This window comes from Thermaurantiacus tibetensis (assembly GCF_015354055.1).
In the GTDB taxonomy this organism is placed as follows: Bacteria; Pseudomonadota; Alphaproteobacteria; order Sphingomonadales; family Sphingomonadaceae; genus Thermaurantiacus; species Thermaurantiacus tibetensis.
Genome location: NZ_JACHTM010000001.1, coordinates 663823 through 685423, shown reverse-complemented (window position 1 = coordinate 685423; position 21601 = coordinate 663823). Strand labels below are relative to the sequence as shown.

Genomic DNA, 21601 nt, shown 5'->3' with positions numbered 1-21601 from the left:
TCAGCCCTTGAGCGCCAGCCACGTCATCGCCGCCGCAAGGCCGACGAGCATCATCATGGCATAGAAGTAGAGGTAGCCGGACTGGAAGCGGCGCGCGACCGCGGCGCCCGCCCCGACGAGCCCGGCAAGGCCATCGGGCCCCAACCGGTCGATGAGCCCCTGGTCGCCACCGGTCCAAAGCAGGCGGCCGATCCGCTTCGCCGGGCGCACGAAGAGCCAGTCGTAGAGCTCGTCGAAATACCACTTGCGGTAGAGAAAGCGGTGGAGCGTGGGCAGGGTGCGCACGAAATCCTCGGCCGCGCCCGGCTTCAGCACATACTGCCGCAGCGCCAGCAGAAGCCCGAGACCCATGGCGATGGCAGGCGCCCAGTGGACAAGTGCAGGCACCTCGTGGAGCTTCGCGTAGAAGGCGGGATCATGGACGAGCGACCCCGCCCAGAAGGCCTCCCCGGCCCCGATGAAGGCCTGATGGAAGAGCAGGCCGGCGAACAGCGCGCCCGCCGAGAGCAGGACGAGGGGCACCAGCATCGAGGGCGGGCTCTCGTGCGGGTGGTAGCCGGCCGTCGGGTCGGCGCCGTGGCCGTGGGCGCCATGGCCCGCCTCGGCATGGGCGTCGTGCGCGTGCGCGTGGGCGATGTGGGGTGAGCCCGCCCAGCGGGGCTCGCCGAAGAAGGTAAGGAAGACGAGCCGCCAGGAGTAGAAGCTCGTCAGGAAGGCCGCGAAGAGACCGACTGAGAAGGCGACGAGCGCGGGTTCGGTGCTGCGGGCGTAGGCCGCGAACAGCACGCCGTCCTTGGAATAGTAGCCCGCGGTGTAGAACACGCCGGTGATGGCGAGCGTGCCGATCGTCATGGCGGCGAAGGTGAGCGGGATGTGCCGGCGCAGCCCGCCGTAGAAGCGCATGTCCTGCTCATGGTGCATCGCGTGGATGACCGAGCCCGCGCCGAGGAACAGCAGCGCCTTGAAGAAGGCGTGGGTGAAGAGGTGGAACATCGCCGCGCCATAGGCCCCGACGCCAGCGGCGAAGAACATGTAGCCAAGCTGCGAGCAGGTGGAATAGGCGATGACCCGCTTGATGTCGTGCTGGGTGGTGGCGACGGTGGCGGCGAAGAGCGCGGTCGCAGCACCCACGAAGGTGACGAGGGCGAGCGCGGCAGGCGCGGCCTCGAACAGCGGCGACATGCGGCAGACGAGGAAGACGCCGGCCGTCACCATCGTGGCGGCGTGGATGAGGGCGGAGACCGGGGTGGGGCCCTCCATCGCGTCGGGCAGCCAGGTGTGAAGCCCGAGCTGCGCCGACTTCCCCATGGCGCCGATGAAGAGGAGGATGGCGATCGTCGTCAGCGCATCGACCTCCGACCCGAGGAAGTCGAAGGTCGTGCCCTTGTGCGCCGGCACGGCCGCGAGGATCGCGCCGATGTCGAGCGTGCCGAAGACCAGGAAGAGACCGAAGATGCCGAGCGAGAAGCCGAAGTCGCCTACACGGTTGACGACGAACGCCTTGATGGCCGCGTTCCAGGCCGACGGCTTCCGGTACCAGAAGCCGATGAGGAGATAGGAGGCGAGCCCCACGCCCTCCCAGCCGAAGAACATCTGGACGATGGAATCGGCCGTCACCAGCATCAGCATCGCGAAGGTGAAGAGCGAGAGGTAGGCGAAGAAGCGCGGCTGCGACGGGTCGTCGGCCATGTAGGCCCAGGAATAGAGGTGGACGAGTGCCGAGACCGTGGTGATGACGACCAGCATCACCGCCACCAGCATGTCGACGTGGAGCGCCCAGGAGACGGAGAGCGTGCCGCTCGTGAACCACTCGGCGAGCGTGACCGTGTAGGCGCCCTCCCCGCCCCACTGGCGGAAGAAGATGACCCAGGCGAGCAGTGCCGACACGAACAGGAAGCCGGTGGTGACGAGCTTCGCGGCGAAGTCGCCGATGGCGCGGTTGCCGATGCCGGCAGCCAGGAAGCCGAGAAGCGGCAGGAAGACGAGAGCCTCGAGCATCAGCCGCGCATCTGCCTTGCGTCATCGACCGCGATGGTGCCGCGGTTGCGGAAGTAGGTGACGAGGATGGCAAGGCCGATCGCGGCCTCGGCGGCCGCAACCGTCAGCACGAACATGGCGAAGATCTGGCCCACCATGTCCTCGAGGAACACCGAGAAGGCGACGAAGTTGATGTTGACGGCGAGCAGCATCAGCTCGATCGACATGAGGATCACGATGATGTTGCGCCGGTTGAGGGCGATGCCGAGCACGCCGAGCGTGAACAGGATCGCGCTCACGCCGAGATAGTGGCCGATGCCGATCACCGGACGCCGCCCTCCGTCTCGACACCGGCACCCACGGCCGGCCGCGCAAGCGCGATGGTCTCGGCCGGAGTCCGCGAGGCCTGGCGGAACGGGTCCTGACGCTTCACGCCCGCGCGCTCGCGGTGGGTGAGCACGATGGCCCCGACCATGGCGGTCAGCAGGATGAGGCCGGCTGCCTGGAACACGAAGACATAGTCCGTGTAGAGGAGCGTGCCGAGCGCCTGGGTGTTGGAGAGGCCCGAACGCGGCGGCGCAGAAGGGGCGATTGCGCCAGCCTCCCAGGCGGAGGCGACGAGCAAGAGCTCGACGCTGAGCGCAGCGCCGAGGAGCAGGCCGAGCGGCAGGTAGCGCATGGCGCCCGCGCGCAGCGTCGCGAAATCGATGTCGAGCATCATCACGACGAACAGGAACAGGACGGCGACGGCGCCCACGTAGACGATGACGAGCAGCATCGCGAGGAACTCGGCGCCGATCACGAGGAACAGCCCCGCGGCGTTCACGAAGGCGAAGATGAGCCACAGCACGGAGTGCACCGGGTTGCGCGCCGAGATGACCATGATGCCGGCAAGCACGGTCGCGCCGGCAAGAAGGTAGAAGATGGCGGCCTGGATCACCGGGTCTCGACGGGGTCGGTCTCGTGACGAACGCGCGGTGCAGGATGCACCCTGACGGGGCGCATACCCGCCGCTGCCCGAGGCGGCAAGCGCAGGAAGGAGGCTCGCCCGTGCATGGCGCCGATGCGCGCAGTCATGCGCCTGCTAGCGGTAGCGCGCGTCGGCCTGGATGTTGGCCGCGATCGCCCGCTCCCAGCGCTCGCCGTTCGCCAGCAGCTTTTCCTTGTCGTACATGAGCTCCTCGCGGGTCTCGGCGGCGAACTCGAAGTTGGGGCCCTCGACGATGGCATCGACCGGGCAGGCCTCCTGGCACAGCCCGCAGTAGATGCACTTCGTCATGTCGATGTCGTAACGGGTGGTGCGCCGCGAGCCATCGGCCCGCACCTCGGCCTCGATGGTGATGGCCTGCGCCGGGCAGACCGCCTCGCACAGCTTGCAGGCGATGCAGCGCTCCTCGCCGTTGGGGTAGCGCCTGAGCGCATGCTCGCCGCGGAACCGGGGCGACAGCGGCCCCTTCTCGAACGGGTAGTTGACCGTTTCCTTCGGCTTGAAGGCGTAGCGGAGCGTGAGCGCCATGCCCTTCAGGAACTCAAGGAGGAGAAGCGCCTTCGCGCGGTCGACGAGTCTCATGCGCCACCTCCGGAGAAATGGCCGGTGAAGACGAGCCAGCCCGAGACGAGCGCGACCCAGACGAGCGAGATGGGCAGGAACACCTTCCAGCCCAGCCGCATCAGCTGGTCGTAGCGGTAGCGCGGCACCAGCGCCTTCACCCAGGCGAAGAGGAAGAAGACAAGGACGATCTTGAGGAAGAGCCAGACGATGCCCGGCACGGCATAGAGCGGCGCCCAGTCGACCGGCGGGAGATAGCCGCCGAGGAACAGGATCGAGGCGAGCGCGCACATGAGGAGGATGTTCATGTACTCGCCGAGCATGAGAAGCGCGAAGGCCATCGACGAATATTCGGTCTGATAGCCGGCGACGAGCTCGGCTTCCGCCTCCGGCAGGTCGAAGGGCGGACGGTTGGTCTCGGCAAGCGCGGAGATGAAGAACATGACCGCCATCGGCAGCAGCAGGGGGTTCAGGATGTTCATGCTGAAGACGCCGAGGATCGCGCCCTTCTGCGCCTCGACGATCTCGGTCAGGTTGAACGAGGAGGCGTAGAGCACCACGCAGATGAGGATGAAGCCGATCGAGACCTCGTAGGAGACCATCTGCGCCGCCGAGCGAAGGCCGCCCAGGAAGGGGTAGCGCGAGTTGGACGCCCAGCCCGCCATGATGATGCCGTAGACGCCGAGCGAGGAGACGGCGAAGAGGTAGAGGAGGCCGACATTGATGTCGGCAAGGACGAGGCCGGCATCGAAGGGGATGACGGCCCAGGCGACGAGCGCGAGCACGAAGCTGATCATGGGGGCAAGCAGGAACACCCCCCGCGACGCACCGGTCGGGATGATCGTTTCCTTCAGGAACAGCTTGATGCCGTCGGCAAAGGGCTGGGCGAGGCCGAAGGCGCCGACCACGTTGGGGCCTTTGCGCAGCTGCATCAGGGCCCAGACCTTGCGGTCGACCCAGGTCGACATGGCCATGACCGCCATCACGGGGAGCGCGATCGCCAGTGCGAAGAGAAGATGGGCCACGAACCAGCCGAGGCCGGTGCCGAGCTCAGACTGGAACCAGGCGACCATCAGGCGGCGGCCTCGAGAAGCTGGGGCTTCCGGCCCTCCACGATCTCGGCAACGCAGGCGGCCATGGTGGGGCTGGCACGGAGGATCGGGGTGGCCGTGTAGAAGCCGGCCGAGCGCCTGACCGTCGGGCCAGACGGCGCGCCGAAGCCGGCCACGTCGGGCGCGACCCACGGGGCGGGCGCGAGGCCTTCTGCCCCGAGCTGCGGCCATTCGTGGGCGATGCGGCGGCGCAGCGTCGCGAGGTCGTCGTAGGGCAGGCGCACGCCGAGCCGGTCGGCCAGCGCGCGCAGGATCGTCCAGTCCTCGCGGGCATCGCCTGGGGGGAAGACGGCGCGCAGCGACCGCTGCACCCGGCCTTCCATGTTGACGAAGGTGCCCGGCTTCTCGAGCCACGCCGCCGCCGGCAGGATGACGTCCGCTGCTGCCGCGCCGCGGTCGCCGTGGGAGCCGAGGTAGACCTTGAATGCCCCGGCGAAGGGCGCAAGGTCGATCTCGTCCACGCCGAGCAGGAACAGAAGCTCGGGCGGGTCGGCGGCAAGCGCGGAGAGCCCGCCCGGCACCACCAGCCCGAGCTCGAGCGCACCCACCCGGCTGGCGTCGGTGTGAAGAAGGTTGAACCCGTTCCAGCCCTCGCGGACGAGCGGCAGGGCGGCGACGGCTGCCAGCACCTCGGCGCGCGCGTTGCGGCTCTCGACGAGCGCCGCCGGGCGCTCGGCCCTGAGGAAGGCCTCCGGCAGCGCGGCAAGCGCCGAAAGATCGTCGCCGAGGAAGGTGGCGGGCGCGCCGAGCTCGCGCTCCTCGCCGATGACGAAGAGCTCGGCGCCCGCACGGACCGCCTTCCTGATCCGCGTCATCACGAGCGGGGCATCGTGACGGATGGCGCTGCCCACAAGGAGGATCGAATCGGCCTGCTCGAGGCCGGCAAGCGTCGTGTTGAACCGCCAGTGCGAGCGGTCGGCAAACGGTGCCTCGCCGACCGCTGACCCATCGAGCCGGCACTCGATCCGGCTCGCCCCGAGGCCGGTGAGGAGGTCGCGGAGCGCCACCATCTCCTCGAGCGCCGCCATCGGCCCGACGAGTGCCGCGACCCGCTCGCCGGGCACGCCCTCTGCCCTCGCGGCGATCGAGGCGAACGCCGCGGCCCAGCTTGCCTCGCGCAGGCGCCCGTCCACCCGCACCCACGGCCGGTCGAGCCGCCGCTCCCTGAGGCCGTCCACGCCGAAGCGGGCAATGTCGGAAATCCACTCCTCGTTCACGTCGTCATTGACGCGCGGGGTGATGCGGATGACGGTTCCCGACCGGCTGTGCGCGACGGTGTTGGAGCCGACAGCGTCCATTGCGTCGATCGTGTCGGTGCGGGTGAGCTCCCAGGGCCGGGCGGTGAAGGCGGTCGGTTTGGCGGTGAGCGCGCCCACCGGGCAGAGGTCGATGATGTTGCCCGAGACCTCCGAGGTGACGGCCTGCTCGAGGTAGCTCGTGATCTGCATGTTCTCGCCGCGGAAGAGGGCACCGATCTCCTCAACCCCGGCCACTTCCTCGGCGAAGCGGACGCAGCGCGTGCAGTGGATGCAGCGCGTCATCACCGTCTTGACGAGCGGCCCCATGTACTTCTCGGTGACTGCCCGCTTGTTCTCGGCGAAGCGCGAGTAGCCGCGGCCATAGGCCATGGCCTGGTCCTGGAGGTCGCACTCCCCGCCCTGGTCGCAGATGGGGCAGTCGAGCGGGTGATTGATGAGAAGGAATTCCATCACCCCTTCCCGCGCCTTCCGCACCTTCTCGCTCGTCGTGGTAATCACCTGGCCCTCGGCCGCCGGCAGCGCACAGCTTGCCTGCGGCTTGGGCGGCCCGGGCGAGACCTCGACGAGGCACATGCGGCAGTTGCCGGCGATCGACAGCCGCTCGTGGTAGCAGAAGCGCGGGATCTCCTTCCCCGCCATCTCGCAGGCCTGCATGACGGTGGCGCCGGCCGGCACCTCCACCTCGATCCCGTCAACGGTCACCTTCGGCATCGGTTCACTCCGCCGCCTGCGGCAGGGCCTCGGGCATGGCCACGAAACCCTTCCGTCGCGCGATCCGCCGCTCGATCTCGGGCCGGAAGTGGCGGATGAGGCCCTGGATCGGCCAGGCCGCGGCATCGCCCAGCGCGCAGATGGTGTGGCCCTCCACCTGAGTCGTGACGTCGAGGAGAAGGTCGATCTCGTGCGGCTCGGCATCGCCCGTGACCAGCCGCTCCATCACCCGCCACATCCACCCCGTCCCTTCGCGGCAGGGCGTGCACTGGCCGCAGCTCTCGTGCTTGTAGAAGTAGGAGAGCCGCGCGATCGCCTTCACGATGTCGGTCGACTTGTCCATGACGATGACGGCGGCGGTGCCCAGCCCCGATTTCAGCTCCTTCAGCGCATCGAAGTCCATGGGACAATCGATGATCTGCTCGGCGGGCACCAGAGGCACCGAGGAGCCGCCGGGAATGACGGCCAGCAGATTGTCCCACCCGCCGCGGATCCCGCCGCAATGCTCCTCGATGAGGGTGCGGAAGGGGATGCTCATCGCCTCCTCCACCACGCACGGGCGGTTCACGTGGCCGGAGATCTGGAAGAGCTTGGTGCCGCTGTTGTTGGGCCGGCCGATGCCGGCAAACCAGTCCGCGCCCCGCCGGAGGATGGTGGGGACGACCGCGATCGACTCGACGTTGTTGACCGTGGTGGGGCAGCCGTAGAGGCCCGCGCCCGCCGGGAAGGGCGGCTTGAGGCGAGGCTGGCCCTTCTTGCCCTCCAGGCTCTCGATCATCGCGGTTTCCTCGCCGCAGATGTAGGCCCCGGCGCCGCGGTGGACGAAGACGTCGAACTCGTAGCCCGAGCCGCAGGCGTTCCGGCCGAGAAAGCCCTTCGCATAGGCTTCCTCGACGGCGGCGAACAGCACCTCCGCCTCGCGGATGTACTCGCCGCGGATGTAGATGTAGGCCGCGCGCGCCCGCATGGCGTAGCCGGCAAGCAGCGCACCCTCGATGAGCTTGTGCGGCTCGTGGCGGATGATCTCCCGGTCCTTGCAGCTCCCCGGCTCGCTCTCGTCGGCATTGACCACGAGGAAGGACGGCCGGTCGGGCTTGGGTTCCTTCGGCATGAAGCTCCACTTCATGCCCGTCGGGAAGCCTGCCCCGCCGCGGCCGCGCAGGCCCGACTCCTTGACGGCCGCGATGATCGCGTCCTGCCCCATCGCCATCAGCGCGCGCGTATCCACCCAGTCGCCCCGCTGCATGGCATGGGTGATGCCCCACGGCTGGAAGCCGTAGAGGTTGGTGAAGATGCGGTCGCGGTCGGCGAGCATCAGGCCAGCTCCTTGAGCGTCGTCGGCCCGCCCTCCGGGCAGGAGGCCGTGCGGCCGATCTGGCTGCCCGGCTTCGGCGTGCGGCCGGCAGCCAGCGCGTCGAGCACGGCGAGCGTCGTCTCGTAGCTCAGATCCTCATAGTTGTCGTCGTTCACCTGCATCACCGGCGCGTTGGCGCAGGCGCCGAGGCACTCCACCTCGGAGAGGGTGAAGAGCCCGTCGGGCGTCGTCTCGCCTTTCTTCAGGCCCCGGTCGAAGCAGGCGCGGAACACCTCGTCGGAGCCCCGGAGCCAGCAGGGGGTGGTGCCGCAGACCTGCACGTGGAACCGGCCGATCGGCTTCAGGTTGTACATGGTGTAGAAGGTGGCGACTTCGAGTGCGCGGATCTTGGGCATGCCGATTTGCGCTGCGACATACTCGATGACCGGCAGTGGCAGCCAGGCAATCCCGGTCTCGTCGCGCATCTGGTTCTGCGCGAGCCACAGGAGCGGCATGATGGCAGACGCCTCGCGGCCCTTCGGATAGCGGGCGATGATCCGCTCCGCCTCGCGGGCATTTTCGGGCGTCCAGCGGAAGTCGCGGAAGTCGCTCACCTGTCCACCTCGCCAAAGACGATGTCGAGGCTGCCGAGAATGGCTGGGGCATCGGCCAGCATGTGGCCGCGGCAGAGGAAGTCCATCGCCTGAAGATGCGCCATGCCGGTTGCCCGGATGTGACAGCGGTAGGGCCGGTTGGTGCCGTCGGCGACAAGGTGGATCCCGAACTCGCCCTTCGGGCTCTCGGTCGCCACATAGACCTCGCCGGCCGGCACGTGGAAGCCTTCGGTGTAGAGCTTGAAGTGCTGGATGAGCGCTTCCATCGACCGCTTCATCTCGCCCCGCCGCGGCGGCACCACCTTCGGGTCGAAGGCCGCCACGGGCTCCCCTTTCAGCCGCTCCAGCCGGTCGAGCGCCTGGTGGATGATCTTCACCGACTGGCGCATCTCCTCGACGCGGACGAGGAAGCGGTCGTAGCAGTCCCCGTTCCTGCCCACTGGAACCTCGAAGTCGACGTCCGCGTAGGTCTCGTAGGGCTGGGCCTTGCGCAGGTCCCACGGCACGCCGGAGGCGCGCAGACACGGCCCCGAGAAGCCCCAGGCAATGGCATCGGCTGCCGAGATCACGCCGATGTCGACGTTGCGCTGGCGGAAGATGCGGTTGCCGCCGACAAGGTCCATCATGTCGTCGAGCGCCTTCGGCAGGCGCTCGGCGAATGCCCGGATGTCGTCGGCAAGCCCTTCCGGCATGTCCTGGTGGACTCCGCCGGGGCGGAACCAGGCGGCGTGCATCCGCGCGCCCGACACGCGTTCGGAGAAGTCGTAGATGCGCTCGCGCTCGGCGAACAGCCAGAGGATGGGGGTGAGCGCGCCCACGTCCATCGCGTGGGTCGTCGTGTTGAGGATGTGGTTCGAGATCCGCATGATCTCGGCCCAGAGCAGGCGCAGCCACTGCGCGCGGGGCGGCACCTCGAGCCCGAGCAGCTTCTCGATGGCGAGCACGTAGGAGTGCTCCATCGACATCGGCGAGCAGTAGTCGAGGCGGTCCATGTAGGGGAGCGCCTGCAGGTAGGTCTTGTACTCGCAGAGCTTCTCGGTCCCCCGGTGGAGGAGGCCGATGTGGGGGTCGACCCGCTCGATCACCTCGCCGTCGAGCTCGAGCACCAGCCGCAGCACCCCGTGCGCGGCAGGGTGCTGCGGCCCGAAGTTGATCATGTAGTTCTGGTGCACGCTCCCGGGCGCATCGCCGAGCGCCTGCGGGTCCGGGGTGCCGAGGGTGACGGTGCGCCGCTCGCTCACGTGCCTGCCTTCTCGTCGCCGGGCAGCATGCCCTCCCAGGGAGAGAGGAAGTCGAAGCTGCGGAAATCCTGCCGGAGCTGCACCGGTTCCTGGACGATCCGCTGCTCCGTCTCGGAGTAGCGGATCTCGACATGGCCGGTGAGCGGGAAGTCCTTGCGGAAGGGGTGGCCCTCGAACCCGTAGTCGGTGAGGATCCGCCGCAGGTCGGGGTGCCCCTCGAACAGCACGCCGAACATGTCGAACACCTCGCGCTCGTACCAGCCCGCGTTCGGGAACAGGGGAACGACCGAGGGCACAGGCGTCGTCTCGTCCGTCGAAACCTTCACCCTGAGCCTCAGATTATGCCGCAGCGAAAGCAGGTGGTAGTTCACCTCGAAGCGTTCAGGGCGCTCCGGCCAGTCCACGCCCGAGATGTCGACGAGCTGGGCAAACGCGAGGTCGGGCGCATCGCGCAGCCGCTCCAGCACCTCGCGCACGCCCTCGCGGGCCACCACGAGGGAAAGCTCGCCGGCGCGCTCGCGCGTCTCGAGGAGGTGGGGCGCGAGCAGCGCCGTCGCCCGGTCGGCAAGCCCGTCAAGAGGGCGAAGGGCAGGAACCTGCGATGCCACGGCCTAGCGCTCGAACGTGCCGGTGCGGCGGATCTTCCGCTGCAGCGCCATGATGCCGTAGAGGAGCGCCTCGGCCGTCGGCGGGCAGCCGGGCACGTAGATGTCGACGGGCACGATCCGGTCGCAGCCGCGGACCACCGAATAGCTGTAGTGGTAGTAGCCGCCGCCGTTGGCGCAGCTTCCCATGGAGATCACGTAGCGCGGCTCCGGCATCTGGTCGTAGACCCGCCGGAGCGCGGGCGCCATCTTGTTGCACAGCGTGCCGGCCACGATCATGAGGTCCGACTGGCGCGGGGAAGCCCGCGGCGCCACGCCGAACCGCTCCATGTCGAAGCGCGGCATGTTGGTGTGCATCATCTCGACCGCACAGCAGGCCAGCCCGAAGGTCATCCACCAGAGCGAGCCGGTGCGCGCCCACTTCGCGACATCCTCGAGGCTCGAGAGCACGAAGCCCTGGTTCGAGAACTCGTGGGCCATCGGCCGGAAGACCTGCGCTTCCAACGCCTCGTCCCGGCGCGCGGCGGGGGGAGAAACCAGATCGCCGCTCATTCCCAGTCGAGCGCTCCCTTCTTCCACTCGTAGATGAAGCCGACGGTCAGCAGGGCCAGGAACACCATCATCGAGCCCCAGGCAAACACGAGGTCCTCTCCCATGTGGGCAAGGCTGACCGCCCACGGAAAGAGGAAGGCGACCTCGAGGTCGAAGATGATGAAGAGGATGGAGACGAGGTAGAAGCGGACGTCGAAGCGGCCGCGTGCAGAGGCGAAGGCCGGAAAGCCGCTCTCGTATTCGGCCAGCTTGTCGGCATAGGGCTTTGCCGTGCCTGTAAGGCGGGCGACGAGGATCGGCGCGCCGACGAAGAGAAGCGCAAACGCCACCGCCAGCCCGAAGAAGATCATGATGGGCAGGTATTCGAGCGCGATCGCGTTCACGTCAGCCATCGGCAGTCTCCACCGGGGTTCCTACGCCCCGCCGCCGGCGCCAGCAAGCGCGGGCGTGTCGCGGCAGCCATGCGCCCCGCGCCAAGGCCGCCTCAGCCGCGCAGCGCCGCCGCGACCAGCCGGTGCAGCCGCGAGTGCGTCATGTCGGTGCCGGCGACGATCTCGCGCCGCTCGACCATGCGGTCCCCGCCGCGAAAGTCGGAGACGAAGCCGCCGGCCTCGCGCACCAGAAGGATGCCCGCCGCGACATCCCATTCGGAAAGCCCCTGCTCCCAGAAGCCGTCGAATCGCCCGGCCGCCACCCAGGCAAGGTCGAGGCTGGCGGCGCCGAACCGGCGGATTCCCGCCACCTCGGGCATGACGCGGGCGAGGATGGCCTCGAACTGCGCCTGGTCGCCGTGGCCGCGGTAGGGAATGCCGGTCGCGATCAGGCAGTCGGCAAGCTCGCGCCGGCCCGAGACGCGCAGCCGCGCATTGTGCAGCCACGCCCCCCTCCCCTGCTCGGCCCAGAAGCTCTCGTCGGTCAGGGGCTGGTAGACGAGCGCGGCCTTCACCACGCCCTCGTGCTCGGCGGCGATCGAGATCGCGAAGTGGGGAATGCCGTGGAGGAAGTTGGAGGTGCCGTCCAGCGGGTCGATGATGAATCGCGGCGCGCCCGGTTCGCCGGGGATCTCGCCCTCTTCCTCGAGAAGGAAGCCCCAGCCCGGGCGCGCCCTGCGCAGCTCCTCGAGAAGCGTCTGCTCGGCGGCCCGGTCGGCGTTCGAGACGAAGTCCGCCGGCCCCTTCCGGGAGACCTGGAGCTGGCTCACCTCACCGAAGTCGCGGCGCAGGCGGGGGGCGGCCTTGCGGGCCGCGCGCTCCATGACGGTGATGATCGCGGACTGGGACAAGAGGGGCCTTTCCCCGGGGCCTCGAGCCGGCGCTCAGTCCGCGCGGCGGACGTAGGCCTGCTCGTAGACGTCGACGACGATGCGGGTGCCCGCCTCGATGTGCGGCGGCACCATGATGCGGACCCCGTTCTCGAGCAGCGCCGGCTTGTAGCTGGAGCTTGCCGTCTGCCCCTTCACCACCGCATCCGCCTCGACGACGGTTGCCTCCACCTGCTCGGGCAGCTGCACGGAGATGGGCTTGTCCTCGTGGAGCTCCATCACCACGTCCATGCCGTCGGTCAGGAAGGCGGCGGCATCGCCGAGGAGGTCGCGTGGCAGCTGCACCTGTTCGTAGGTCTCCTTGTCCATGAAGACGAGGCTGTCGCCTTCCGGGTAGAGGAAGGTGAAGTCCTTGGTGTCGAGCCGGACGCGCTCCACCGTCTCGGCGGAGCGGAAGCGGACGTTCGTCTTGCGGCCGTCCACCAGGTTCTTCATCTCGACCTGCATGTACGCGCCGCCCTTGCCCGGCTGGGTGTGCTGGGTCTTCACCACCCGCCAGATTCCGCCTTCATATTCGATGATGTTTCCCGGACGGATGTCCACGCCGCTGATCTTCATGGGGGTCGAGCCAACGCTTTGAGGATGATGGAGGCGACGCCCTAGCCCGGCGCGCCGGCCGGGTCAAAGCCGGCCACCCGAAGATGCGCGCTCCATCCCCGAGGATTGTCTGTCCTTCGCCCTGTCGTTGCAGTGCCGTCGTCAACAGGGGAAATCTGTCATGCGCGCGTTGCTGTCTTTCACCGTCGCAGGGCTGGTGGCGACCGGCGCCCAGGCTGCTGTCGTCACCGTCAACGGATCCTTCTCCGCCTCCGGCTGGAGCGTCTCCTCCGATCCGCCGGAATGGCCCGACGCGGCCAGGGAGGATCCGATCGATCCCCTGTTCCTCGAGTTGTCGCTTACCCTCGGTGACTCGCTTCCCTGTGAGGCCGATGGCTCGGTGCTGCAGATCCGGCGCCCCAACATTCCCGACCCCATCTTCTTCTCCTTCGCGCCGGACATCGGGTACCTCGTGCTGGCGACAGTCAGTTTTCCCAACCGCTGCAGGCATCCCTTCCCGAGCTTCTGCGCCTTCATCCCCTACGGCGTTGAAGTGGTCTCCGCCTCGCTTGCCGGCCCCATGTCGGCCAGCCTTCCCGTGTTCGTGAACCAGACCACGCCGAACGGCACCGGCTGGGTCGCGAACCGGGTCGTGCCCGGCGGCGTGATCCCCGAGCCGGGCACTTGGGCGCTGATGATCGCGGGCTTCGGCCTCGTCGGAGTGGCGGCCCGCCGGCGGCCGGCGTTCGCCTGAGCCGCAGCTCTCAGGCGAGGACGGGCGCGAAGGCCCGCACCGCCTCGGCCGGGTCGGGTGCGTTCCAGATGGCGCCCGAGACGGCGAGGAAGTCTGCGCCCGCCTCGACGAGCGGCCGGCAGTTGGCCGGCGTGATGCCGCCGATCGCCACGCAGGGAATGGGCGAGAGCGCCGTCCACCAGCGCAGGATCGCGGGCTCGGCCCGGTGGCGGACCTCCTTGGTGCCGGTCTCGAAGAAGGCCCCGAACGCCACGTAGTTTGCGCCCGCCTCGCCCGCTTCCATGGCGAGGTGGCGCGAGCCGTGGCAGGTGACGCCGATCTGCGCCTCGTGGCCAATGAGCACCCGCGCCGCGGCGACGCTCCCGTCCTCCTGGCCAAGGTGCACGCCATCGGCACCCGCGGCCTTCGCGAGATCCGCCCGGTCGTTCACGATGAAGGCCACGTCGTGCGCCCGGCAGAGGGGCGCGAGCCGGGCGGCGGCAGCCAGCACTTCGGCGTCGGCCACGCCCTTCAGCCGCAGCTGGTAGGCGGCCACCGGGCCCCCGGCGGCAAGCGCCCGCTCCAGCGCCCGCGCATGTGCCTCGAGGTCGAACGTCGGCGGGGAAACGAGATAGAGCTGGCAGGCGGGGCGCGCCTCGCGGCCGAAGTCCCCTTCGAAGGGGTCGCTCATTCCCTGCCGAGGTAGATGCGGATGATGCGGTCGAGGAGCGCGAGCGCTTCGTCCCGCGGGCGCTGGAAGCTGTTGCGGCCGATGATCGAGCCGTTGCCGCCGCCGTCGCGGATGGCGCGCGCGTCCTCGAACACGGCATCCGCGCCCTTGGTCGCTCCCCCTGAGAAGACCACGAGCCGCCGCCCCTCGAAGCAGCTTTGCACGACATGGGCGACCCGTTTCGCCTGGGTCGACCAGTCCCCGCCCTCGTAGGCCTTCCTCGCGTCCGCCTGCTCGATGTGGTCGGTCGGCAGCTTCACCTTCACGATGTGGGCGCCGATGAGACAGGCGAGGTGCGCAGCATAGGCGCCAACGTCGAGCGCCAGTTCGCCCTCCTTCGAGAGCTTGCCGCCGCGCGGATAGCTCCAGACGACGGCGGCAAGCCCCACCGCCTTCGCCTCGGCGATGAGCTCGCGGGCTTCCTCGACCATCTCGTCGAACTGCTCCGAGCCGGGGTAGATGGTGAGCCCGATCGCTGCGCAGCCGAGCCTCAGCGCATCGTCCACGCTGGCCGTCACCGCCTGGTCCTTGGCGGTTGCCCAGCTGTTGGAGCTGTTGACCTTGAGGATGGTCGGGATCTGGCCGGCGAAGGTGTCGGCGCCCGCCTCCAGCATGCCGAGCGGGGCCGCGTAGGCGTTGAGGCCCGCATCGATCGCGAGGCGGAAGTGGTAGTGCGGGTCATAGGCCGGCGGATTGACCGCGAAGCTGCGCGCCGGGCCATGTTCGAACCCCTGGTCCACGGGGAGGATCACCATCTTCCCCGTGCCACCCAGCCGGCCTGCCATCAGCATGCGGGCAAGGTTCGCCTTGGTGCCGGGGTTGTCGCTCTCGTAGCCGTCGAGGATCCGCCGGACGGTCCTGGTCATCTTCATGAGACGGTCTCCCGCATGAGGGCCGCAACACCGGGCAGCGTGCGGCCTTCCATCCACTCGAGGAAGGCGCCGCCCGCCGTCGAGACGAAGGTGAAGCGCTCGGCAACGCCGGCCGCGTGCAGCGCTGCCACCGTATCCCCGCCGCCCGCGACCGAGACGAGGTGCCCTTCCTCCGTGAGCGCGGCCGCGATGCGGGCAAGGGCGAGCGTGCCGGTATCGAAGGGGGGAAGCTCGAAGGCGCCGAGCGGCCCGTTCCAGACGAGCGTCGCACAGGTCTTGAGAAGGTCGGCCAGGGCCTCGATCGCGTGAGGGCCCACGTCGACGATCATCTCGTCGGGCTCGACATGGTGGACGTTCACGATCCGGTGGTCGGCGTGCGCCCGGAACTCGCGGGCGACCACCACGTCGAAGGGCAGGTGCACGGTACAGCCGGCCGAGTCTGCTGCCGCGAGGACCGCCCGCGCGGTCTCCAGCTGGTCGGGCTCGTGGAGCGAACGGCCCACGGGGAGGCCCTTCGCAGCGAGGAAGGTGTTCGCCATGCCGCCGCCGATGACGAGATGCTCGACCTGGCGGACCAGATGTTCGAGCACGGCGATCTTGGTCGAGACCTTGGCGCCGCCCACCACGGCGCAGACCGGGTGGCGCGGCGCGCCGAGCGCCTGCTCGAGCGCCTTGAGCTCCGCTTCCATCTGCCGGCCGGCGTAGGCGGGCAGCAGGCGGGCCAGCCCCTCGGTCGAGGCGTGCGCGCGGTGGGCGGCGGAGAAGGCGTCGTTCACGTAGATGTCGCCGAGCTTCGCCATCTCGGCCGCGAACGCCGGATCATTGGCTTCCTCGCCGGGGTGGAAGCGGGTGTTCTCGAGCACCGTCACGCTGCCGTCGGCAAGCTTCCGGGTCTCGGCGACCATGTCGTCGCCGGCGCAGTCGGCGAGGAAGCCGACCGGGCGCCCCAGAACCTCGGCAAGCGCCGGGACGACGTGCGCCAGCGTGCACTCCGGGTCAGGCCCCTTCGGCCGGCCGAAGTGGGAGAGGAGCAGCACCCGCGCCCCGCGCCCGGCGAGCTCGGCGATGGTGGGCCGGGCAGCCTCGAGCCGCGTGCGGTCGGTCACCGTGCCATCGGCCATCGGCACGTTCAGATCGACGCGGACAAGAACCCGCCTGCCGGAGAGGTCCTGCGGCAGGTCGTCGAGGGTTGCGAACCTGCCTGCGCTCACAGCAGCCGCCCCATGGCCGCCGCGGTGTCGAGCATCCGGCAGGAGAAGCCCCATTCGTTGTCATACCAGGAGACCACCCGCACCAGCTCGCCCTCGATGACCGCGGTCTCGAGCGCATCGACGGTCGACGAGGCCGGGTCGTGGTTGAAGTCGACCGACACCAGCGGCTCCTCGGTGTAGGCCAGAATGCCCTTGAGCGGGCCTTCGGCCGCGGCCCTGAGCAGCGCGTTCACTTCCTCGCGCGAGGTAGGCCGCGCCGGCACGAAGCTGAGGTCGACGAGGCTCACGTTGGCGGTCGGCACCCGGACGGCCGAGCCGTCGAGCTTGCCCTTGAGCTCGGGCAGCACCTCGCCGACCGCACGCGCCGCCCCCGTGGTGGTCGGGATCATCGACATCGCCGCCGCCCGCGCCCGTCGCGGGTCCTTGTGGACCTGGTCGAGGATCTTCTGGTCGTTGGTGTAGGCGTGGATGGTGGTCATGAGGCCACGGACGATGCCGATGCCCTCGTGGCAGACCTTCGCGACCGGCGCGAGGCAGTTGGTGGTGCAGGAGGCGTTGGAGACGATCACGTGGTCGGCGGTCAGCCGCTCGTGGTTGACCCCGTAGACCACGGTGAGGTCCGCGCCCTTGGCGGGGGCGGAGACGAGCACCCGCCGGGCGCCGGCCTCGAGGTGGGCGCGGGCCTTCTCCGCATCGGTGAAGAGGCCGGTGCACTCGAGCGCGATGTCAACTCCGAGCGCGCGGTGCGGGAGCTTCGCCGGGTCCCGCTCGGCCGTCACCCGGATGCGCCGGCCCTCGACGACGATCGCGTCGCCATCGGCCGCAACGGCGCCTGGAAAGGGGCCGTGGACCGAATCGCGGGCAAGCAGCCGGGCGTTCGTGGCCGGATCGGCAAGGTCGTTGATGGCCACCACCTCGATGTCCGAGCGCCCGGTCTCGACAAGGGCGCGCAGCACCAGCCGCCCGATCCGCCCGAACCCGTTGATGGCCACCTTCACCATGACATGCGCTCCCTTTGTCCTGTCGTCAGCCTGCCAGCCGCGCGCGCACGCGCGCCGCAACCGCCTCTGCCGTGAAGCCGAAGTGCCGGAAGAGAATTTCGCCAGGCGCCGAGGCGCCGAACCGGTCGAGCCCGATCATGAGCCCGTCCGTCCCCACGATCCGCTCCCAGCCGAGGGTGACGCCCGCCTCGACCGACACCTTGAGCACGCCCTCGGGCAGGAGCGCCGCGCGCTCGGGGGCCGGCCGCGCGAGGAAGAGCGCCCAGGCGGGAAGCGAGATCACGTCGCAGCCGATGCCATCGGCCTCGAGGAGCGCTGCCGCGTCGCGGGCGAGCGCCACCTCCGAGCCGGTGGCCACGAACACCACGCGCCGGGGCGCGCGCGCGGCCACCAGCCGGTAGCCGCCCTCGGCCGAACGGTTGGGGCCGCCCGCCTCGCGCAACGCCGGCAGCGTCTGGCGCGAGAGCGCAAGCACCGACGGCCGCTTCCGGTCGGCAAGCGCGAGTGCCCAGCACTCGGCCGTTTCGACGGCATCGGCCGGCCGGTAGACGACGAGGTCGGGGATCGCGCGGAGCGCCATCAGGTGCTCGACGGGCTGGTGGGTGGGGCCGTCCTCGCCGAGGCCGATCGAGTCGTGCGTCATCACGTGGATGACGCCGAGCCGCTGCAGCGCGGCGAGCCTCAAGGCCGGCCGGCAGTAGTCGGAGAAGACGAGGAACGTGCCGCCGTAGGGAATGATGCCGCCGTGGAGGGCCATGCCGTTCATGGCGGCGGCCATGCCGAACTCGCGCACGCCATAGTGGATGTAGCGCCCGCCGTAGCTGGTGCGGTCGAGCACGGGGAGCCCGGCGCTGCGCGTGTTGTTGGAGCCGGTGAGGTCCGCCGAGCCGCCGATCGTCTCGGGGAGCGCAGCGTTCACCCGCTCGAGCACCAGCTCCGAGGCCTTGCGGCTCGCCACCGGCGCGGGCGCGATGGAAAGGTCGAGCGGCGGCAGCCGGCCGTCCATGCGGCGCAGGAACTCCTCGCGCTCGGGGTGCGCGGCAAGCCGTGCCTCCCACGCGGAGCGCACGGCCCGGCCACGGCTGCCCGCCGCGCGCCAGTCAGCGAGGATGGCGGGCGGAATCTCGAAGGGCGGCGCGGTCCAGCCGAGCGCGGCCTTGGCCCCGGCAACCTCGGCAGCGCCCAGCGGGCTGCCGTGGGTCTTCTCGCTGCCCGCCTTGGTGGGCGCGCCGAAGCCGATGACGGTGCGGCAGCGCACCAGGCTGGGACGCGGGTCGGCGAGCGCGGCGTCGAGCGCCCGGCCGATGTCGGCGACGTCATGGCCGTCGCACGCTTCGACGTGCCAGCCGGCAGCCAGGAACCGGCCCGTGACGTCCTCGGAGGTCGCAAGGCTCGTCGGCCCGTCGATCGAGATCCCGTTGTCGTCGAACAGGACCACGAGGCGGCCCAGGCCGAGGTGGCCGGCGAGCGTGATGGCCTCCTGGCTCACCCCCTCCATGAGGCAGCCGTCGCCGGCAATCACGAAGGTGCGGTGGTCGACGAGCGCGTCGCCGAACACGGCGTTCAGGTGCCGCTCGGCGATCGCCATGCCGACGGCCGTCGCCAGCCCCTGGCCGAGCGGGCCAGTCGTGGTCTCCACGCCCTCGAGCTCGGTCGCCTCGGGGTGGCCGGCGCACGGGCTCCCGAGCTGCCGGAACCGGCGGATATCGTCCATCGTCGGCCGCGCGTAGCCGCTCAGGTGGAGCGCCGCGTAAAGCAGCATCGACCCGTGGCCGGCGGACAGCACGAACCGGTCCCGGTCAGGCCAGCGAGGCGCTTCCGGGTCGAACTTCAGATAGCGTGAGAACAGGACCGTGGCGACGTCTGCCATGCCCATCGGCATACCGGGGTGGCCCGAGTTCGCGGCCTCGATGGCATCCATGGCAAGCGCGCGCACGGCGTTTGCCATCGAAGCCAAACGCCCGGCATCGCTCGCTGCAGTCACCCCAATCCCCTTGATGCGGCGCCGGCGCGCGAACGGCAGGCGGCGCCGGGCGGCCGATTCGGCCGCGGCGGCTCCCCCTTGCAAAGGCCACCCCCGAAATCAACCGGCGCCCTCGACCCGCCCTGCGGCATCTGCACCGATCCCGGTTGACCGGCTGCGAGAAGGCGTCTTATCCGGAGCGCTCAACCTCTTGGCGCAAAAGGATTGCCTCAGGCACCGGCGTCGACGCATGCGGGGAGTGGGCTGCACGCGGGCCGAAGAGAGCGCCCGAAAGGCAAGCCGGGGGTCCAGGCGGAGGGAACGGGGGCTCGCATGGAAGATTCGCGAGATGGAAGGGTGACAGCGGCCATGGCTGGCGAGGGCGTCGAGGGCCTGATGCAGCGCATCGAGGCCGCGCTCGACCGGTGCCAGCGCGCGACGGCGCGGATCGAACCGATGATGCGCCGCCGGGCGCACCTCGTCTCGGAAGTGCGTGCAGCGCTTGCCGAACTGGATGCCCTGCTCGGAGCGTCGCGTGGCTGACGTGCTCGTCGAGGTGGGCGGGCGCAGCTACCGGCTCGCCTGCCGGGACGGCGAGGAGCGGTCGCTGCTAGCAGCGGCGCGCGAGCTCGACCGCCGCGCCAAGGGCCTCGAGCAGGCACTGGGCGCGCTCACCGAAGCCCGGCTCCTGCTCATGGCGGGGCTGCAGGCAACGGGCGACCTGCTCGAGTCAGGCGCGGCAGGCCCGGAAGGAGCGCCGCACGCCGAGGCGCGCCTCGCACGGCTCGCCGACGGCCTCGAGGCGCTTGCCGAACGCCTCGAGACGCTTGCCAGGCTTGAGCACGGGCCGTCGAGGCCCTAGGTTGACGAATGGCGGGGTCTGGTCGATGCGCGCCGTCGAACATCCCTGAGGCGATATGATCCGAAACGGGGGCTGTCCCTCGCCGGATCCTGGTCCGGCGATCACGGTTCCCACCTGGCGTTCCTGGCGTCAGCGGATTTCCAGGCAAACGGTCGCACCGGTCCCGCCACGGAACGGCCGTCGCCGCGCACGGGCTGACGCGTGAACGACCCGCCCGGCCTCTCCGAACGGGAGCGGCTGCGCCGGGCCGCCCGCCGCGCCCGGCGCGCGTTCGTCGCCGCGCTTGCTGCCCCGGTGCGCCGCGCGCTCGAAGACGCGCTTGCCGCGCGCGCCGCGCCACTCCTCTCGTCCGGCGCGACGGTCGCCAGCTATTGGCCTGTCGGCGCGGAAGTCGATCCCTCGGGCCTCGATGCGCGCATCGGCCGGCTCTGCTTCCCGCGGATCACCCACGACGGGACCCTCGCCTTCCACGCCTGCCCGCGCGCGAGGCTGGCAGCCGGCAGCAGCGGCATCCCCGAGCCGCCGCCCGAGGCGCCCGAGGTCACACCGGACGTCCTCCTCGTGCCGCTTCTCCTGTTCGACGCAGCGGGCGGCCGGCTCGGGCAGGGCGGCGGCCATTACGACCGGGCGCTCGCCCGCCTCCGGGCCGCAGGCACGCCGCTTGCCATCGGCCTTGCGTGGGACATGCAGGAGGCCCCCGCGCTGCCGCTGGAGCCCTGGGATGCGCCGCTCGACCTCGTCGTCACGCCGACCCGGCTGCTCGACTTCCGCCGCGCGCGACCCCGTGCCGGCTGGCCCCGGTGACGGCCAGAGGCTATTCGGCGGGCCATGCCCAGCCTCCGCCGGCCGCTCGGGATCATCGGCCTCGTCCTGTTCCTGTTCGTCTATGCGCTCGGGGTCGTGCGGCTGGCGGAGCCGGTGGCGACGCTTCACCCGCTCGTCCAGCTTCCCATCTGGCTGGTGCTGGGGCTCGCCTGGGTCATCCCGTTCCGCCCCGTTCTCGTCTGGATGGAGACCGGCCGATGGCGTACCCCACGGTGACTCGGATCGCGCCTGACGCGGCGCGGACCATGGCCGAGGTGCGCGCCGCAGTCGACGCGATCGACTCGGCCCTCGTTGGCCTGCTGGCCGAGCGGATGCGCTTCATGGATGCGGCTGCACGGATCAAGCAGGCGCGAAGCGAGGTGCGCGATGAGGTGCGCAAGGCCGCCGTCATCGCCCATGTCCGGCAGTGCGCCCGCGCCCATGGTCTCGACCCGGATCTCGTCGCCCGCCTGTGGGAGGAGCTGGTCGAGGCCTCGATCGCCCACGAGTTCGCCGCATGGGACCGGCTGCACGGCGGCGCCGACCAGGGGGCCGCGGGCGAAGGAGATCCTGGCGCGAGTGACGGGGCTCGAACCCGCGACCTCCGGCGTGACAGGCCGGCGCTCTAACCGACTGAGCTACACCCGCGCGAG

The 21601-nt window shown here is 70.0% G+C and carries 23 protein-coding genes, 1 tRNA gene and 2 pseudogenes; 6 read left to right on the top strand and 20 right to left on the bottom strand.

Annotated features, from left to right (window positions below):
- From nuoL to efp, 14 genes are all read right to left on the bottom strand, one after another.
- Complete coding sequence (gene nuoL, locus H3H34_RS03465) at positions 1-1998, bottom strand: NADH-quinone oxidoreductase subunit L (RefSeq protein ID WP_194743826.1); 1998 nt, start codon at positions 1996-1998, stop codon at positions 1-3.
- A complete protein-coding gene (gene nuoK / locus H3H34_RS03460; protein ID WP_194743825.1) occupies positions 1998-2303 on the bottom strand; it encodes an NADH-quinone oxidoreductase subunit NuoK in 306 nt (101 codons plus the stop codon). Before nuoK ends, nuoL begins: the two co-directional genes overlap by 1 nt.
- Positions 2300-2917 carry an NADH-quinone oxidoreductase subunit J gene (locus H3H34_RS03455; protein ID WP_194743824.1) on the bottom strand — a complete coding sequence of 206 codons (618 nt, stop codon included), beginning with the start codon at positions 2915-2917 and terminating at the stop codon, positions 2300-2302. Before H3H34_RS03455 ends, nuoK begins: the two co-directional genes overlap by 4 nt.
- 144 nt (positions 2918-3061) lie before the next feature.
- Positions 3062-3547 (bottom strand): NADH-quinone oxidoreductase subunit NuoI, encoded by a 486-nt coding sequence (gene nuoI / locus H3H34_RS03450; RefSeq protein WP_194743823.1) that lies wholly within the window; start codon positions 3545-3547, stop codon positions 3062-3064.
- On the bottom strand, positions 3544-4599 hold the full coding sequence (gene nuoH / locus H3H34_RS03445) for an NADH-quinone oxidoreductase subunit NuoH (protein ID WP_194743822.1): 1056 nt from the start codon (positions 4597-4599) through the stop codon (positions 3544-3546). Before nuoH ends, nuoI begins: the two co-directional genes overlap by 4 nt.
- Positions 4599-6608, bottom strand: coding sequence for an NADH-quinone oxidoreductase subunit NuoG (nuoG, locus tag H3H34_RS03440; RefSeq protein ID WP_194743821.1), 2010 nt, complete (start codon positions 6606-6608; stop codon positions 4599-4601). Before nuoG ends, nuoH begins: the two co-directional genes overlap by 1 nt.
- A gap of 4 nt (positions 6609-6612) precedes the next feature.
- The gene (nuoF, locus tag H3H34_RS03435; RefSeq protein WP_194743820.1) at positions 6613-7923 is read right to left on the bottom strand and encodes an NADH-quinone oxidoreductase subunit NuoF; all 1311 of its coding nucleotides are present in this window, start codon (positions 7921-7923) and stop codon (positions 6613-6615) included.
- Entirely contained in the window at positions 7923-8516 is a 594-nt protein-coding gene (locus H3H34_RS03430; protein ID WP_194743819.1) for a complex I 24 kDa subunit family protein, read from the bottom strand. Before H3H34_RS03430 ends, nuoF begins: the two co-directional genes overlap by 1 nt.
- A complete protein-coding gene (locus tag H3H34_RS03425; protein ID WP_194744098.1) occupies positions 8513-9673 on the bottom strand; it encodes an NADH-quinone oxidoreductase subunit D in 1161 nt (386 codons plus the stop codon). The genes H3H34_RS03430 and H3H34_RS03425 overlap by 4 nt, the downstream gene beginning before the upstream one ends.
- An 80-nt stretch (positions 9674-9753) precedes the next feature.
- Positions 9754-10365 carry an NADH-quinone oxidoreductase subunit C gene (locus tag H3H34_RS03420; protein ID WP_194743818.1) on the bottom strand — a complete coding sequence of 204 codons (612 nt, stop codon included), beginning with the start codon at positions 10363-10365 and terminating at the stop codon, positions 9754-9756.
- 3 nt (positions 10366-10368) lie between these two features.
- Positions 10369-10920: a NuoB/complex I 20 kDa subunit family protein gene (locus H3H34_RS03415; protein ID WP_408033947.1), complete on the bottom strand. Its 552-nt coding sequence runs from the start codon at positions 10918-10920 to the stop codon at positions 10369-10371.
- Positions 10911-11306: an NADH-quinone oxidoreductase subunit A gene (gene ndhC, locus H3H34_RS03410; protein ID WP_207790725.1), complete on the bottom strand. Its 396-nt coding sequence runs from the start codon at positions 11304-11306 to the stop codon at positions 10911-10913. Before ndhC ends, H3H34_RS03415 begins: the two co-directional genes overlap by 10 nt.
- Before the next feature lie 92 nt (positions 11307-11398).
- Positions 11399-12196 (bottom strand): inositol monophosphatase family protein, encoded by a 798-nt coding sequence (locus H3H34_RS03405; protein ID WP_194743816.1) that lies wholly within the window; start codon positions 12194-12196, stop codon positions 11399-11401.
- A 33-nt stretch (positions 12197-12229) separates the two neighbouring features.
- Complete coding sequence (gene efp / locus H3H34_RS03400) at positions 12230-12793, bottom strand: elongation factor P (RefSeq protein WP_194743815.1); 564 nt, start codon at positions 12791-12793, stop codon at positions 12230-12232.
- Positions 12794-13433: 640 nt separating this feature from the next.
- Between efp and H3H34_RS14110 the strand changes: the two are divergent.
- Positions 13434-13526: pseudogene (locus H3H34_RS14110) on the top strand (PEPxxWA-CTERM sorting domain-containing protein); the annotation flags it as partial.
- 10 nt (positions 13527-13536) lie between these two features.
- Here H3H34_RS14110 and thiE read toward each other — a convergent pair.
- Genes thiE through tkt form a run of 5 tightly spaced genes read right to left on the bottom strand, consistent with a single transcriptional unit; the run spans position 13537 to position 19303 of the window.
- Entirely contained in the window at positions 13537-14196 is a 660-nt protein-coding gene (thiE, locus tag H3H34_RS03390) for a thiamine phosphate synthase (protein ID WP_194743814.1), read from the bottom strand.
- Positions 14193-15107 carry a class I fructose-bisphosphate aldolase gene (locus tag H3H34_RS03385; protein WP_194743813.1) on the bottom strand — a complete coding sequence of 305 codons (915 nt, stop codon included), beginning with the start codon at positions 15105-15107 and terminating at the stop codon, positions 14193-14195. Before H3H34_RS03385 ends, thiE begins: the two co-directional genes overlap by 4 nt.
- Entirely contained in the window at positions 15104-16318 is a 1215-nt protein-coding gene (locus H3H34_RS03380) for a phosphoglycerate kinase (RefSeq protein WP_328831113.1), read from the bottom strand. Before H3H34_RS03380 ends, H3H34_RS03385 begins: the two co-directional genes overlap by 4 nt.
- Positions 16315-17319 carry a type I glyceraldehyde-3-phosphate dehydrogenase gene (gene gap / locus H3H34_RS03375; RefSeq protein ID WP_194743811.1) on the bottom strand — a complete coding sequence of 335 codons (1005 nt, stop codon included), beginning with the start codon at positions 17317-17319 and terminating at the stop codon, positions 16315-16317. The genes H3H34_RS03380 and gap overlap by 4 nt, the downstream gene beginning before the upstream one ends.
- 25 nt (positions 17320-17344) lie before the next feature.
- Positions 17345-19303: a transketolase gene (gene tkt, locus H3H34_RS03370; RefSeq protein WP_328831111.1), complete on the bottom strand. Its 1959-nt coding sequence runs from the start codon at positions 19301-19303 to the stop codon at positions 17345-17347.
- Between the two features lie 348 nt (positions 19304-19651).
- Here tkt and H3H34_RS03365 point away from each other — a divergent pair, with 348 nt between their 5' ends.
- From H3H34_RS03365 to H3H34_RS03345, 5 genes and pseudogenes are all read left to right on the top strand, one after another.
- On the top strand, positions 19652-19825 hold the full coding sequence (locus tag H3H34_RS03365) for a hypothetical protein (protein WP_194743809.1): 174 nt from the start codon (positions 19652-19654) through the stop codon (positions 19823-19825).
- Complete coding sequence (locus H3H34_RS03360) at positions 19818-20144, top strand: cell division protein ZapA (protein WP_194743808.1); 327 nt, start codon at positions 19818-19820, stop codon at positions 20142-20144. Before H3H34_RS03365 ends, H3H34_RS03360 begins: the two co-directional genes overlap by 8 nt.
- 201 nt (positions 20145-20345) lie before the next feature.
- The gene (locus H3H34_RS03355; protein ID WP_194743807.1) at positions 20346-20948 is read left to right on the top strand and encodes a 5-formyltetrahydrofolate cyclo-ligase; all 603 of its coding nucleotides are present in this window, start codon (positions 20346-20348) and stop codon (positions 20946-20948) included.
- 24 nt (positions 20949-20972) lie between these two features.
- Complete coding sequence (locus H3H34_RS03350; RefSeq protein ID WP_194743806.1) at positions 20973-21185, top strand: DUF2842 domain-containing protein; 213 nt, start codon at positions 20973-20975, stop codon at positions 21183-21185.
- Positions 21167-21445: pseudogene (locus H3H34_RS03345) on the top strand (chorismate mutase); the annotation flags it as partial. The gene H3H34_RS03350 and the pseudogene H3H34_RS03345, both read left to right, overlap by 19 nt.
- Before the next feature lie 74 nt (positions 21446-21519).
- On the opposite strand, the gene H3H34_RS03340 reads toward H3H34_RS03345, so the two are convergent.
- Positions 21520-21596, bottom strand: a tRNA-Asp gene (locus H3H34_RS03340).
- Positions 21597-21601: the final 5 nt, after the last annotated feature.